Raw genomic sequence first — 13,600 nt, 5'->3', positions numbered from 1 at the left:
CACCCCGAGCGGACCGACGGCGCCCGCCGCCGCACGACGCCGTTCGGTACTCCGGTACCGCTCAGTGCCGCGCACCGGCGAAGTATTCCCGACCGCCCACCAAAGGATAAGTCGCGGCCGGTCGTCGAAGCAAGCGATGGCGCGCACGCTCGCCCACCGACCTACCGGACCGCGGGAGGTTCCGGCCCGATGACCCACACCAGCGAGGCGCTCGTCGACCAGCTCGAGGACCTGGGCGTCGAGTACGTCTTCGGCTACCCAGGCGGCCGGATCATCGAACTGCTCGACGAGCTACCGGAGTCGGACGTCGAGGTGGTCCGGCCGCGCGACGAGCGCGAGGGCAGCGTCATGGCCGAGATGTACGGCCGGCTGACCCAGACCCCCGGCGTGCTGGCGGGCCAGGGGCCGTGGGTCGGCAGCATCGGGACCATCGGCCAGATGGAGGCCCGGCTGTCGTCGTCGCCGATGGTCGCGCTGACCGAGGCCAGCGAGCGGGGCGACTACTCGACGCTGGCGCCCTACCAGCAGTCGCGGGGCGACTACGGCGGCCTCGACCTGCCGAAGATCCTCGACGCCGTGACCAAGGAGCACTGGTTCCCCCGGTCGCCGACCGAGACGCTCCGGAGCGTCCAGCTGGCGTTCAAGCACGCCACCGCGGGCCGGCCCGGGCCCACCGCGGTCATCCTCGACGGCGACGCGATCACCGAGGCTGTGCCCGAGGACCCGATTCCGCCGGTCTGGGACGCCGGCGAGCAGGTCCGCAACTGGGACGCCGCGCCGACCGACCGGGACGTCGCGGCCGCGGCCGAGGCGCTGGCGGAGGCCGAGAGGCCCGTCATCATCGCCGGCAACGGGGTCCACGCCGCGCAGGCCTACGACGAACTGGAGTCGGTGGCGGAGGCCTACGACGCGGCGGTCGCGACCTCCTACCTCGGGAAGTCGACAATCCCGGAGACCCACGACCTCGCGGCCGGGGTCATCGGGTCGTTCGGCCACGAGGGCGCGAACCGGGTCGTGAGTGAGGCCGACGCGCTGCTGGTGGTCGGCTGCCGGCTCAACCCGATGGACACCAACTGGCAGGCGCCGAGCTTCGTCCGGCCCGACGAGCAGACGATAGTCCACGCCGACGTCGACACCCGCAACGCCGGGTGGGTCTACCCCGCGGACGTGGGGCTGATCGGCGACGCCAGCGAGAGCCTCCGGGCGCTCGTGGCGGCGGCCGAACCGGGCGGTCCGGGCGAGAGCGCCGGCAACGACTGGGCGCGCGACCGGGCCGCGTCGGCCCGCGAGTCGTTCGCGGACCCGAAGTGCGAGTCCGACGCCGTCCCCATCAAGCCCCAGCGCGCGGTCAAGGAGATCGAGGCGGTCGTCGACGAGGACACCATCGTGACCGCCGACTCGGGCAACAACCGGTTCTGGCTGCTGAACTACCTCCAGACCCCCGCGATCCGGACCTACTTCGGGTCGGGCGGCGTCGGCGGGATGGGGTGGGCGACCCCCGCCGCGGTCTCGGCCGCCATCGCCACCGACGGGGACGTCGTCGGTGTGGCGGGCGACGGCGGGTTCGCGATGACGATGACCAGCGTCGAGGTCGCGGTCGAGCAGGGGGTCGCGCCGACGTTCGTCGTGCTCAACGACACCAGCCTCGGGATGGTCCGCCAGATGCAGGCGGCGGACGGCGACATCGCGGGCGTGGAGTTCCACGACACCGACTTCGTGGCCGTCGCCGAGGGGTTCGGCGCCGAGGGCGTCCGGGCGACCACGCCCGACGAGCTCGGCGTGGCGCTCCGCGAGGGGAAGGACAACGACGTGCCCACGGTCGTGGACGTCCGCATCGACCGCGACGAGGAGATGGCCGACCAGTTGCAGTCGTCGTTCTACGCCGAGGTCGGCGGCCTCCACGAGTGAGGGCGCGGCGGGAGCCTCTCGTAGGCCGGCGGCGCGTCCGAACCGCCAGTGCGCGTGACACGCGCCCGCAGCCCTCAACTGTCTGGGTTCTGTAGTTGTCCACGTGTCGACCGCGACGCCGGCACGCGATCCGAACGCCGTCGTGGAGGTCGAGTTCGAGGTGCGCGACCCGGCGTACCCGCTGGTCGCGATCCCCGCGCGGACGGGGTGTCGGGCCCGCGTCCAGCAGATCGTCCCGCGGAGCCAGAACTCCTACGCCATCTTCTACAGCGTCGAGGGGGCCGACCCCGAGGAGATCGTCGCGCTGCTCGCGGACTCCGAGGGCGTCGAGGGCCACGTCGTGACCAGGGGGGACGAGGAGGGCATCGTCGAGGTCCGTGTGCGCGACCCCGAGGAGCACTTCGTGGTCGCGCTGACCGAGGCCGGGGCGATCCCGACCGACCTCTGGAGCGCCGACGGGGCCGCCCACATCGTCGCCGAGATCCCGGGGATGTACAGCGTCCAGGAGGTCGTCGAGGCGTTCACGGCCGCCCACCCGTCGGTCGAGGTGGTCGCCCAGCGCCAGAAGGGCCACACCGCCCCGCTGTTCACCCGGCGGGAGTTCCAGCGCGCGGTCGACGAGGCGCTGACGCCCCGCCAGCGCGAGGTGGTGGTGGCCGCCTACGCCGGCGGGTACTACGACTGGCCCCGCCGGAAGTCCGGCGAGGAGATCGCCGCGGAGCTCGGCATCTCGCTGGCGACCTTCTCCCAGCACGTCCGGAAGGCCGAGCAGAAGATCCTCGCGCTGGTGTTCGAGGAGTGGCAGGCCGCGTAGGGGGACGTCGCCGCCGCGAGTCAGAGCTCGTCCAGCACCTCGTCGGCGAACTGGGCCAGCACCGCCCGGGCGTCGCGGTCGCCGCCCCGGAGGCCGACCGCGAGGTGGTCGACGCCCCGGTCGGCGAGGTCCCGGACGTGGTCGACCAGCCACTCGCTGCCCGCGGCGAACCCCTGGTGGACGTGCGCCATCTCGGCGCCGGGGTCGGCCTGCAGCTCCACGGTCATCGCCTGGGCGTAGGGCTTGTCGCCCGCGGCCTCGCGCCAGTCGGCGAGGACGCGCTCCAGGGTGGTCTCGGGGAACCGGTACTGGAGCCAGCCGTCGCCCCGGTCGGCGATCCAGTCGAGCGACTGGCGCGAGTGGCCGGTCACCAGCAGCGGCAGCGACTCGGTCGTCGGCTTCGGGACCGGGTCGAGGCTCCCGTCCATCGCGCCGTACGACGACGCCACCTCGGGGAACTCCTCGGCCCAGACCCGCCGGAGGACCCGGACGTGCTCGCGGAACCGCTCGCCCCGCGACGCCTCGTCGACGCCGAACGCCGCGTACTCCGGCGACCGATCGCCCGAGCCGACCCCCAGCACCAGCCGACCGTCCGAGAGCCGGTCGACCGACGCGGCCGCCTTCGCGACGTGGAGCGGGTGGCGCAGCGGGAGGACGACGCTGCCGGTCGCCAGCGCCACCTCGTCGGTCCGGGCCGCCGCCTGCCCGAGGTAGACCCAGGGGTCGTACACCTGGCCCGCGTCGCCGAACTTCGGCCAGTAGGTCGGGACGTCGCGGACCCAGAGCGCGTCGAACCCGAGTTCCTCGGCGTACTCGGCGAGCGCCAGCTGGTCGTCCAGCGCGGCGGGGTCGGCGGGGTCGGCCGCGTCGGTCGCGATGGGGAAGAACAGGCCCACGGTGAAGTCGCGGTCGCAGGGGTCGCCGGCCGACGCCTCGTCTCCTCCGGCGTCCCCGAAGAGGCGACGGAACCCGCGGTTCCGGTGGGCCGAGTTCTCGGAATCGGGGGTCCCGGGGGCCGGACGCTCCCGGTCGACTGTGGGGTCCTCGGGGGCAGCGGGATCGGCGCGCTCGTCCCCGTCTTCGCGGTCGGTCATCGTTCCGAACCAGGGGACCGTGACACGAGAAAGACCCGGTGCCGGAACGTCAGAGACGTTACTCATCCGAGGTGTTTAACGGGGCAAGCCCGTATCGAGGTGACATGAGTTCCGCCGACCCGCAGGGGCTGCAGGCGTTCCCCGAGGAACTGGAGAGCCGGGAGTCGTGGCTCGAACCGTTCGACTGGTACCGGGAGATGCGCGAGGAGGCCCCGGTCCGGTACGACGAGGACCGCCGGACGTGGGACGTGTTCCGGTACGACGACGTCAAGCGCGTGCTGGACGACGACGAGACGTTCTCGGTGAACCCCCGGCTCGCCAGCGACTTCGTCGAGCCCGACAACCCGGGCGAGGGGCTCATCTTCGACACGATGCTGTTCCAGGACCCGCCGCGCCACGACGAGCTCCGGGCCGTCGTCGACGAGGAGTTCCAGCCCCGGACGCTGCGGGAGCGCGAGCCCCACTTCCGGGAGCTGGCGGCCGATCTGCTGGACGACGCGGTCGGGGAGGGCGGCGGCGAGCTCGAGGTCGTCGACGACCTGGCGTACCCGTTCCCGGTGACGGTCATCGCCGAGCTGCTCGGGGCGCCGGCCGAGGAGCGCGACCGGTTCAAGGCGTGGTCGGACACGCTGGTCGCGGCCGCGAGCGACGACGAGGGCGGCGAGGAGTTCGTCCAGCGTCAGCAGCGGACCCAGATGGAGATGGCCCAGTACTTCGTGGAGATGATCGAGGACCGACGGGAGGACCCGCGGGACGACCTGATGTCCCAGATCGTCACCGCCGAGACCGGCGACGGGGAGCGGCTCTCCCGGGAGGAGGCGCTGGGCATGTGCATCCTGCTGCTCATCGCGGGCAACATCACGACGACGAACCTCATCGCCAACGCGGTCCGGTGCTTCGCCGAGGCCGACGCCGACCTGTTCGCGGAGCTCCGGGGCGACGAGCGACGGCTCGGCACTGCCCTGGAGGAGGTGCTGCGCCACCGGTCGCCGGTCCAGGCGATGAGCCGCGTCGCGGCCGAGGACGTCACGCTGCGCGGGCGGGACGTCGCGGCGGGCGACCGCATCATCGTCTGGCTCGGGTCGGCGAACCGCGACGGGCGGCAGTTCGACGACCTCGACGAGTTCCGGCCCGACCGGTCGCCGACCGGCCACCTCGGGTTCGGCCACGGCACCCACTACTGCCTGGGCGCGCCGCTGGCGCGCCTGGAGGGAGGATCGCGCTCTCGGAGCTGCTCGACCGGGTCGAGGGCGTCGAGCTCGCGGCCGCGGAGCTCGAACCGACCCGGAGCTCGTTCGTCTACGGCGTCGAGTCGCTGCCGATCCGGTACGCCGGGACCCGATAGCGCGCGGGCGGTGCGAGCTCGACCCGGGTCGCTGGATCGGTGTTCAGGGACGGGAAGCGGGCACGCCGTCCGGTCAGTCGGCCCGCGCGGCGATCCGGGGCGCCGCGAGCACGCCGGCCATCAGCACGACCGTGATGAGGAAGGTGAGCGCCACCGGCACGTGCATCTCGACGCCGACGTACCCGAGGACCGCGAGCGCCGGGAGGACGCCGACCGAGATCGCGAGCCTGCTCCGGAGCGACTTTAGGCTCGGCACCGCGTCGATGCGGCTCCACGCGAGCCCGCCGCCCAGGGCGGCCCCGAGCACGGCGGTGCCGTCGCGGCTCGCGCCGCTGACGACGAACGCGGCAGCGCCCATCGCGACCGCGACGACGAACCCCTGCTCGGGGTCGTGCTCGGTCAGCCAGACCGCGCCCGCGAGGAACAGCGTCCCGACGGCGATCCCCGCGACCACGTCCCGGACGAAGTGGACGCCGAGGACGACCCGCGAGAGCGCGACGAGGAGGATCATGGCGCCGGCGACGGCGTACCGCTGGCGCCACGACCCCCACTCGAGGTCGTACGCCAGGATGCCGTAGCCGATGGTCGCCCCCGTGGCGTGCCCGCTGGGGAAGCTGTAGCCCGAGATGGGGACGACCGCGACCATCTCGGACGGGCGAGGCGCGTCGAAGAACGTCTTGAGCGCGGTGACCACGCCCATGCCGGCGATGGCCAGCGCGAGCGCGTGGGCGCCCCGCTCGCGGTCGCCGAACCAGTAGTCGAGCGCGAACACCGCCAGGAAGAACGCGGGGTTCCCCAGCCGGGTGATGGCGACGAACACCGGCACGAGCCACGGCGGGACCGCCGCCCGGATGGCGTCGCCGATGCCCTGGCCCACGACTTGGCTTCCGGTCATCGTCGGACGTAGGGGCGAGCGAGCCTTGTACGTGACGGGGGTCCGTCGGCGGTGGAGGACGAGCGCCGACGGGGGATAGGATACAGAGCGGCTGGCACTTTTTTTATGGTTCCGGATAGAATTGCGGACGATGACCGAATCAGCGACCGTACTCGTCACGGGCGGGACCGGCTTCATCGGGTCGTACGTCGCGCGGGACCTCGTCGAGGCGGGCCACGACGTGGTGGCCTACGACCTCTCGACCGACACGCGGATTCTCGACGAGCTCGGCGTCGCCGACGACGTCGAGGTCGTCCGGGGCGACATCACCGACCCGACCAGCGTGGTCCGGGCGGTCCGGGAGTCGGGCGCGACGCGGGTCGTCCACCTCGCGGCGCTGCTGACCAACCTCGCCCGCGAGAACCCCCGCGGCGCGGCCGAGGTCAACGTCATGGGCACGAACAACGTCTTCGAGGCCGCCCGGACGCTCGACGACCAGGTCGAGCGCGTCGCCTGGGCGTCCTCGGCCGCGGTGTACGCCCCGCCCGCAAACTACGACCACGGCTGGGTCGACGAGGAGGACCTGGTGTACCCGGACACGCTGTACGGCGCGACCAAGGAGTACAACGAGCACCAGGCGAAGGTGTACTTCGAGGACCACGACGTGAGCCACGTCGGCCTCCGCCCGACGGTCGCCTACGGGCCCTACCGGGAGACCGGCGGGTCGGCCTTCCTCGCGAACATCGTCGAGAAGCCCGCGGTCGGCGAGTCGTTCTCGGTCGAGTACGGCGACCAGGTCGTCGACTGGCAGTACGTCGAGGACATCGCCCAGGCGTTCCGGAAGGCCGCGTTCGCCCCCGAGGCGGACCTGAGCCAGCGCATCTACAACGTCCGCGGCGAGGTCGCCACCATCCGGGAGGCCGCCGAGACAGTGAAAGAGATCATGCCGGACGCCGAGATCGAGGTCAGCGACGAGGGCGAACTCCCCTGGACCCAGAAGCTCGACATGACCGACGCCGAGGAGGACCTGGGGTACGAACCGGAGTACGACCTGGAGGCCGGCTTCCGGGAGTACATCGACGCGCTCCGGGCCGAGGAGGGGCTGGACCCGCTGGAGTAGTGGGTCGCGTGACGAAGCCGAACACGCCGACGTGGTACGCCGTCGCCGGACTGCTCGCGGTCAACCTGCTCGCCGTCGCCTACGTCCGGGCGACGGCCGGGTCGTCGTTCACGGGGGTCGGCCCGTGGGCCGCCTTCACCGCCTTCGAGGTGCTGGCCTACGTCGCGTGGCGGTCGGTCCGGCGCTGGAGCGATGCGCGGCGACAGCCTCAGTACCGAACCCTCACTGACGAACCGCGGACGACGGCCTGTCCTAATTTCCGGGGGGACTGAAAGGGGCCGGCCGGTCGCGTGCAGTTTAGTCGTCTCGCCGGCCCCTATCCGCGCCGATGCGGTGGGTTGCTGTGAGGCGCGGATACGTCGGCGAGCGACCGCGACCGGGCGGGGGCTTTCGAGAACGAAACGGCGGTCAAGTTCTCTCCCACACGTGAGCTGAACGTTGGCTGGCGACCCCCACTCTCTTATCGCTGTAGTCACAATTCCGCCGCCATGGAGAAAGTCGCCGTCGACGAGGTCGACAACGAGCGCAACCCGATGAAGGTCCACAGCGTCCGCAAGCCGGTCTCGCGGGCGCTCGGCACCGACCACTTCGCGATGAACTGTACTGTCGGCTGTAGCTCGGTGTAGATTCCGATTCGAGACACCTTTCGTAGACCGCGGGACCTCACGCCCTGTTACGTGCTGATTCAATCAACTACAGCCGACAGTACCTTCGTGCTGGAGCCGGGCGAGTCGTTCTCGGGCGGCCTCCACACCCACCACGACCAGGAGGAGGTGTTTTACGTCGAGTCGGGCACCGCCACCTTCGAGGTCGGCGTGGAGCGCGAGGAGGTCGTCGTGGACGCGGGCGAGTTGATCCGGTTCCCGCCCGGCGAGTTCCAGAAGGGGTACAACGACGGCGAGGCGACCGTCGAGGGGTGGGCGCTCGGCACGCCCGGCGCGAGCCACGACTGGGACGAGCTCCAGTCGCGGGCCCACTGCCCCGAGTGCGACGCGGAGACGACCCAGGACGTGGCGATGGGCGACGGGCGCTTCGAGCTCACCTGCACCGAGTGCGGGACGACGCAGGGGTAGCTGTCACCGAGCGTACAGCAACTATTTCTCGGCGGTCGGCGTATCCCGTTCGGATGGGGTGGGGAGACATGGACGACCAACAGGAAACCGACCGACGCGATGCCGAAATCGACCGAAAGAACACTGACGGACGCGACACTGTCCGTGGCGGCACCGACGGACGACTCCGAGCGGGACGGCGAACTCGGGTCGGACGACGAACGATGCTCAGATCGCTGGGCGGCGGACTGCTCGCGGCCGGACTCGGCGCCGGGGCCGCCAGCGCCCAGCAGCGATTCCCGCCGAGCAAGCGGACTCGCTGGGGGCGACCGCAGCAGCTGGGCGAGGGAACGATGGCGACGTTCTTCACCGAGAGCCGGTCGGGGACGCCGCGCTACCTCGGCGTCTGGTTCACCGCCGACGCGCTCGACGGACTGCCCGACGGCGGGCACTCTCCGGCGCACGTGACGACGCTGCCGCTGCCGGCGGCCGCCCAGAACGGGTCGCCGGTGCGGTGGGTCACCGCCGACTGGAATCCCGAGGGCCACGTTCCCGCGGACGTGTACGACGTGCCGCACTTCGACTTCCACTTCTACCTCCAACCGCAGGCGGTGGTCGAGCGCGAGGTCCGACCCGGCCTCTGCGACGTCGACGGGGACGGCACGCCGGACGCCGGAGTGCCGTGCGACGTGCTGGAACGCGGGACCGAGCCGGTTCCGCCGTCGCAGCGACCGCCGGGGTACGAGCCGACCGACGAGATCGTCCCGCGGATGGGCAACCACTGGGTGAACGTCGACGCCCCCGAGTTCCGGGGCGAACCGTTCACGCACACCTGGATCTACGGGTCGTTCGACGGCGAGCTGACGTTCCTCGAACCCATGGTGGCCGTCGACTACCTCCGGAACCTCCGCGGCCGTGAGATCACGAGCGTCGCGACCCCCGACGCCTTCCCGCGGTCGGGGTTCTACCCGACCGAGTACGTGGTCCGGCGATTCCGCGACCAGGACGCCTTCGCGGTCTACCTCCGGCGGTTCCAGCTGTTCGACGCGACGTAGTTCGGGGAGACGCGCCGCGACGCCGCCAACCGGTCAGGGCCGGAGGTAGGCGTACCCGTCGTCCTGGAGCCGGGTGAGTTCGCTCGCGCCCGAGGAGACCTTCTCGACGCCCTCGACGAGGTCGGCGTCGTCGATGTCCATCATCTCGAGCGTGTTGCTGCAGGCCTTGAACGAGATGCCCGCGTCCATGAGCTCCCGGACGGTGTCGCTGTGAGCGCCGTCGCTCGTGAGCGGGGCGATGCCCTTCGACTGGGCGACGACCGCGATGTCGTCCAGCTCGATGGTCTCGTCGTTCGAGAGGTTCTCCGCGATGGTGAGGACGGTCTTCTGGTGGTCCTCGTCACCGCTCGTGAGGTGGAATGCTGTTCGCATGCACCCGGAGTACGGGAGTGGTCCGGAAGTGGCTGCTGGCCCCCAGGAGAACGCTGCCGCCGTGACAATTACGGCCACGACGAGAGGTGGGAGGACCGTTCCGCAATGATGGCGCCGCGTTCGAATCGAGGTGGGAGCTAGCTACTGCCATCACCTCCGTCCCGCACAGCCAGCACCGCAACCGCGACGGCGGCCTCACGCCTCCCCAACCTCGGCGGCCGCCTGACCGCGGCCGCCTCCCTCGCGCATCTTGGCGCGCCACCGGGGCCCGCCAGCGCGCGCCGAAACCGAGACACCCTGCGCGCGGCGTTCGCCAGCCAGCCGAGCGCAGTACCCTGAGGGCCGAACGCCCTCGCCACACCAACCCTTACCTGTCCGCCCGGAGAGTTCGAACCCATGACAGACGAGACGCCCGACTACGCGGCCCAGGTGCGCGAGGCCCTCCCGGAGATCGACGACATCGAGGACGAGGACCTGCGCGAGCAGGTGGTCGAGGCGTGGACGCTCGGCCTCGACCGCGGCGGGTGGCGCGACGTCCGGGACGTCCCCTACGCCTGGAACATCCACGAGGTGACCAACGTCGAGCACGTCCGCGGCGTGACCCGCATCGCCGCGAAGTCCGCCGAAGAGCAGCGCGACTTCCACGGCGCGGACCCCGACCTCGACGTGATCCGGGCGGCCTGCCTGCTCCACGACGTGGGCAAGTGCTACGAGTACGTCGACCACGTCGACGACGAGGCGCTGCTCGACCCCGACCCGCGCTACGCCGGCGAGACCATCCCCCACTCCATCTCGGGGTACGCGCTGGCCCACGAGGTCGGCTGCCCGATGGCGGTCCAGCGCGCAATCCCCCACTTCCTCGGCGAGGTGCCCGACCGGACCCTGGAGGCAGAACTGGTCAAGAGCGCCAACTCCGCGAGCTCGAACGCCATCACCCAGTCGGCGATGGGCATCACGCTGCAGGAGTGGGTCGATAAGTACAGCCAGACGAGCGACTGAGCGGGAGCCTCGTCCGGCCGCCCTCGTTTACGAAAACGTAAACGCAAACGGGGGTGCGCGACCGGACTCAGAACTCCGTGACGACCTCGATGCCGACCGTGCCGTAGTCGCTCATCGCCGCGAGGCGGTCGGGCACGTCGGCCAGCCCGACCTCCTTCGTCACCAGCGCGGCGGGCGAGACGGTGCCGCGGTCCATCATCCGGAGGAGCTCGCCGTACCGGGTCGGGGGCATCCCGCGCGAGCCCAGGAAGGTAATCTCGTTCATCGCCATCGCGTCGGTCGGCAGCGACACCTCCCCGCGCTCCTCGTCGGTGGTCAGCCCGAGCTGGAGGTGCTGGCCGCGCTTGCCCAGGCACGCCACGGAGTTCCGGCAGGTCTCGGCGACGCCAAGGGCGTCCACTGAGACGTGAGCGCCGTTCCCCGCGATCTCCCGGATGCGTCCGGGCACGTCGGCCGCTTCGCCGGCGTTCACGGTCTCGTCGGCGCCCAGTCCCGCGGCCTTCGCCAGCTTCTCGTCGGCGAGGTCGACCGCGACCACGTTCGCCCCGAGCGCGTCGGCGACGTGGACCGCCGAGAGGCCGACCCCGCCGCAGCCGTGGACCGCGACCCAGTCGCCCGACGTCAGGTCGGCCCGGTGGGCCAGCCCGTGGTAGGCGGTCGCGAACCGGCAGCCCAGGCCGGCCATCTCGACCGGCGAGACCCCCGCCGGGAGCTCGACGGCGTTGTAGTCGGCGTAGGGGACGTGGACCGCCTCGGCGAAGGCGCCGGGCGCGTCGGCCTCGAACCCGAGCGCCAGGCCGTCCTCGCAGACGTTGCCCCGGCCGTTCCGGCACTGCTCGCAGGTGCCCCGGCCGAGGTTGAACGGGACCGCGACCCGGTCGCCCTCGCGGAACCGCGAGACGTCCTCGCCGACCGCGACGACGGTGCCGGCGGGCTCGTGGCCCAGGATCTGACCTCTGGGTACCCGGTCGTCGGCCCACTCGCCGTGGCCCTGCCAGGCGTGCCAGTCGCTCCGACAGATGCCGCAGGCCTCGGTCTCGACCACGACCCCGTGGGGGTCGGGCTCGGGCCGGTCGACGTCTTCGATCGCGAGGGGTTCGCCGTACTCGCGCAGGACTGCCGCTCTCATGCGCTGGGGGTCGGTTCGTGGCGAGTTAAATCGGTGGGTCGCGGCCAGGAGTCGTGGGTTTTGGTTCGGGTGACAGCGTCGATCGGGCCAGGAAGAAGAACCGACAGAAAGCCCCCGACCGGTCGCTGTCGGCCCCTTTCATCTACCCCAAACGAGGCCACACCCTCCCCAACCGATTGCGCTTCTCGGCCTTCGGCCTGCGATGCTCATCCACCGTCAGAGCAGAGCTCTGACGGGCCTGCGCTCGCTCCGCTCGCGCAGACCTCGCGCGGTTCGGCGCGGCACGCCGGCCGCGCCTGCACGCGGCAAGTCGTTCATCTTCCAAGCGATAGCTTGCTGACCAGTCCACCGTCGGGCGGGACTGAAAGGGGCCGGTCGCTCGACCGGCCCCCGACGATGCAAGCACCGCAGCGAAGCGAGGAGCGCAGCGAATATTCCGCGAACGGAGTGAGCGGAACTCGGCGAGACGAGCGCAGCGAGTCTCGCCAGACGCGGGTCGTCGAGCGACCGGGGGCTTTCTGAGACGAAATGGATGCAAATCGTAACGACCCGTACCAGAACACTCGCCTCAGGGAACTCTGTCGGTTCAGTTCGGTTTCCGTCACGCACAGAACTAAGGCCGAAAGCCCAGTCACGATGCGTATGGACTACGTCCGACTCGGTTCGACCGGCACCAGGGTCTCGGAGATCTGCTTCGGCACGTGGCGGTTCGCCAAGGAGTCCGACGGCACCGTCGAGACCGACCGCGGGACCGCCCACGACCTGCTCGACGCGGCGTGGGAGCGCGGGGTCAACTTCATCGACACCGCGAACGTCTACGGCGACCCCAACGGGACCGCCGAGGAGTGGATCGGCGACTGGCTGGCCGACTACGACCGCGAGGACTTCGTGCTGGCCTCGAAGGTGTACTTCGGGTTCGACGACGGTCCGAACGACCGCGGCCTCTCGCGCAAGCACATCCGCGACCAGATCGACGGCACCCTCGAGCGCCTGGGGACCGACTACCTCGACGTATACTACATCCACCGCTGGGACGAGGGGGCGCCCATCGAGGAGACGCTGCGGACCCTGAACGACCTGGTCCGCGACGGGAAGGTCAACTACCTCGCGGCGAGTTCGATGGCGGCCTGGCAGCTGACCAAGGCGCTGTGGACCAGCGACGTCGAGGGCCTCGAGCGCTTCGAGGTGACCCAGCCCCGGTTCAACGCCGCCTACCGCGACCCGGTCGCGGGCTACCTCGACGTCTGCGCCGACCAGGACCTGGCGGTCTGCCCGTACTCGCCGCTGGAGGGCGGGTTCCTCACCGGCAAGTACGAGCGCGACGGCAGCGGTCCCGAGGGCTCGCGCGGCGACCTCTACGAGTGGGACGACCGGTTCGACGACCGCCAGTGGCGGGTCCTCGACGCGATCCGGGACGTGGCCGACGAGGCGGGCGCGACCCCCGCGCAGGTGGCGCTCCGGTGGCTGGCCGACCAGCGCGAGTTCCAGTGCGTCCCCATCGTGGGCGCCCGGACCGTCGACCAGCTGGAGGAGAACCTGGGCGCCGCCGACGTCTCGCTCTCCGACGACCAGTTCGAACGCATCGAGACAGCGTACGAGTAAGTCCGGGCGCTCCGCCGCGGCGCCGAGTGTCCTCCGCGAGATAGCGGCATCTTACGTCGGTTTCGGCGTGGCGACGGCAGCTTTTGGACACTGGACGCCGACCGGTCGAAGGTGGGTTCTCCCGCGTCGGGTCGCCGATCCGCGTCGGTGGCCAGATCGCTGGACCGGCCAGCGACGCGCAACGGGCGCGGACGTACCGCGTCGATGGCACCGTGGCGCCTGGTGCTGGACACGAC

General features: G+C 71.1%; 12 protein-coding genes and 2 pseudogenes. 10 read left to right on the top strand and 4 right to left on the bottom strand.

Annotated elements, in window-relative coordinates; genetic code table 11:
• The first annotated feature begins 189 nt into the window (after positions 1-189).
• Positions 190-1,908 carry a thiamine pyrophosphate-binding protein gene (locus tag ACQUQF_RS24340; protein ID WP_435182015.1) on the top strand — a complete coding sequence of 573 codons (1,719 nt, stop codon included), beginning with the start codon at positions 190-192 and terminating at the stop codon, positions 1,906-1,908.
• Positions 1,909-2,011: 103 nt separating this feature from the next.
• Positions 2,012-2,722, top strand: a complete 711-nt coding sequence (locus ACQUQF_RS24335; protein WP_435182013.1) for a bacterio-opsin activator domain-containing protein — start codon at positions 2,012-2,014, stop codon at positions 2,720-2,722.
• 20 nt (positions 2,723-2,742) lie between these two features.
• On the opposite strand, the gene ACQUQF_RS24330 is transcribed toward ACQUQF_RS24335, so the two are convergent.
• Positions 2,743-3,816, bottom strand: a complete 1,074-nt coding sequence (locus tag ACQUQF_RS24330; RefSeq protein WP_435182012.1) for a TIGR03571 family LLM class oxidoreductase — start codon at positions 3,814-3,816, stop codon at positions 2,743-2,745.
• A gap of 104 nt (positions 3,817-3,920) precedes the next feature.
• On the opposite strand from ACQUQF_RS24330, the pseudogene ACQUQF_RS24325 reads away from it, so the two are divergent.
• A pseudogene (locus ACQUQF_RS24325) lies at positions 3,921-5,161 on the top strand (cytochrome P450).
• 73 nt (positions 5,162-5,234) lie between these two features.
• On the opposite strand, the gene ACQUQF_RS24320 reads toward ACQUQF_RS24325, so the two are convergent.
• Entirely contained in the window at positions 5,235-6,056 is an 822-nt protein-coding gene (locus ACQUQF_RS24320; RefSeq protein ID WP_435182011.1) for a phosphatase PAP2 family protein, read from the bottom strand.
• 130 nt (positions 6,057-6,186) lie between these two features.
• Between ACQUQF_RS24320 and ACQUQF_RS24315 the strand changes: the two genes are divergently transcribed.
• The 5 genes and pseudogenes from ACQUQF_RS24315 to ACQUQF_RS24295 all read left to right on the top strand — a co-directional run bounded on the left by ACQUQF_RS24315 (position 6,187) and on the right by ACQUQF_RS24295 (position 9,262).
• Positions 6,187-7,155 carry an NAD-dependent epimerase/dehydratase family protein gene (locus ACQUQF_RS24315; protein ID WP_435182010.1) on the top strand — a complete coding sequence of 323 codons (969 nt, stop codon included), beginning with the start codon at positions 6,187-6,189 and terminating at the stop codon, positions 7,153-7,155.
• 8 nt (positions 7,156-7,163) lie between these two features.
• Entirely contained in the window at positions 7,164-7,427 is a 264-nt protein-coding gene (locus ACQUQF_RS24310; RefSeq protein ID WP_435182008.1) for a hypothetical protein, read from the top strand.
• Positions 7,428-7,643: 216 nt separating this feature from the next.
• Positions 7,644-7,754: pseudogene (locus ACQUQF_RS24305) on the top strand (cupin domain-containing protein); the annotation flags it as partial.
• Positions 7,755-7,832: 78 nt separating this feature from the next.
• Complete coding sequence (locus ACQUQF_RS24300; protein ID WP_435182007.1) at positions 7,833-8,228, top strand: cupin domain-containing protein; 396 nt, start codon at positions 7,833-7,835, stop codon at positions 8,226-8,228.
• A 203-nt stretch (positions 8,229-8,431) separates the two neighbouring features.
• Positions 8,432-9,262 (top strand): hypothetical protein, encoded by an 831-nt coding sequence (locus ACQUQF_RS24295; protein WP_435182005.1) that lies wholly within the window; start codon positions 8,432-8,434, stop codon positions 9,260-9,262.
• Positions 9,263-9,295: 33 nt separating this feature from the next.
• Here ACQUQF_RS24295 and ACQUQF_RS24290 read toward each other — a convergent pair whose 3' ends face one another.
• The gene (locus ACQUQF_RS24290; protein ID WP_435182004.1) at positions 9,296-9,634 is read right to left on the bottom strand and encodes a DsrE family protein; all 339 of its coding nucleotides are present in this window, start codon (positions 9,632-9,634) and stop codon (positions 9,296-9,298) included.
• Between the two features lie 396 nt (positions 9,635-10,030).
• On the opposite strand from ACQUQF_RS24290, the gene ACQUQF_RS24285 reads away from it, so the two are divergent.
• On the top strand, positions 10,031-10,633 hold the full coding sequence (locus tag ACQUQF_RS24285) for an HD domain-containing protein (RefSeq protein ID WP_435182003.1): 603 nt from the start codon (positions 10,031-10,033) through the stop codon (positions 10,631-10,633).
• A 67-nt stretch (positions 10,634-10,700) separates the two neighbouring features.
• On the opposite strand, the gene ACQUQF_RS24280 is transcribed toward ACQUQF_RS24285, so the two are convergent.
• Entirely contained in the window at positions 10,701-11,762 is a 1,062-nt protein-coding gene (locus ACQUQF_RS24280; protein WP_435182002.1) for a zinc-dependent alcohol dehydrogenase family protein, read from the bottom strand.
• Positions 11,763-12,404: 642 nt separating this feature from the next.
• On the opposite strand from ACQUQF_RS24280, the gene ACQUQF_RS24275 reads away from it, so the two are divergent.
• Positions 12,405-13,364 carry an aldo/keto reductase gene (locus ACQUQF_RS24275; RefSeq protein WP_435182001.1) on the top strand — a complete coding sequence of 320 codons (960 nt, stop codon included), beginning with the start codon at positions 12,405-12,407 and terminating at the stop codon, positions 13,362-13,364.
• The last annotated feature ends 236 nt before the right edge of the window (positions 13,365-13,600 follow it).

The organism is Halorussus sp. AFM4 (assembly GCF_051194995.1).
Lineage (GTDB): Archaea > Halobacteriota > Halobacteria > Halobacteriales > Haladaptataceae > Halorussus.
The sequence above is the reverse complement of the archived record's forward strand: the minus strand, read 5'-3'. Positions and strand labels throughout refer to the sequence as shown.

Coding starts and splice junctions, on each gene's coding strand:
- ACQUQF_RS24340 (WP_435182015.1), top strand. CDS start 190: ATGACCCACACCAGCGAGGCGCTCGTCGACCAGCTCGAGGACCTGGGC.
- ACQUQF_RS24330 (WP_435182012.1), bottom strand. CDS start 3,816: ATGACCGACCGCGAAGACGGGGACGAGCGCGCCGATCCCGCTGCCCCC.
- ACQUQF_RS24320 (WP_435182011.1), bottom strand. CDS start 6,056: ATGACCGGAAGCCAAGTCGTGGGCCAGGGCATCGGCGACGCCATCCGG.
- ACQUQF_RS24315 (WP_435182010.1), top strand. CDS start 6,187: ATGACCGAATCAGCGACCGTACTCGTCACGGGCGGGACCGGCTTCATC.
- ACQUQF_RS24295 (WP_435182005.1), top strand. CDS start 8,432: ATGCTCAGATCGCTGGGCGGCGGACTGCTCGCGGCCGGACTCGGCGCC.
- ACQUQF_RS24290 (WP_435182004.1), bottom strand. CDS start 9,634: ATGCGAACAGCATTCCACCTCACGAGCGGTGACGAGGACCACCAGAAG.
- ACQUQF_RS24285 (WP_435182003.1), top strand. CDS start 10,031: ATGACAGACGAGACGCCCGACTACGCGGCCCAGGTGCGCGAGGCCCTC.
- ACQUQF_RS24280 (WP_435182002.1), bottom strand. CDS start 11,762: ATGAGAGCGGCAGTCCTGCGCGAGTACGGCGAACCCCTCGCGATCGAA.
- ACQUQF_RS24275 (WP_435182001.1), top strand. CDS start 12,405: ATGGACTACGTCCGACTCGGTTCGACCGGCACCAGGGTCTCGGAGATC.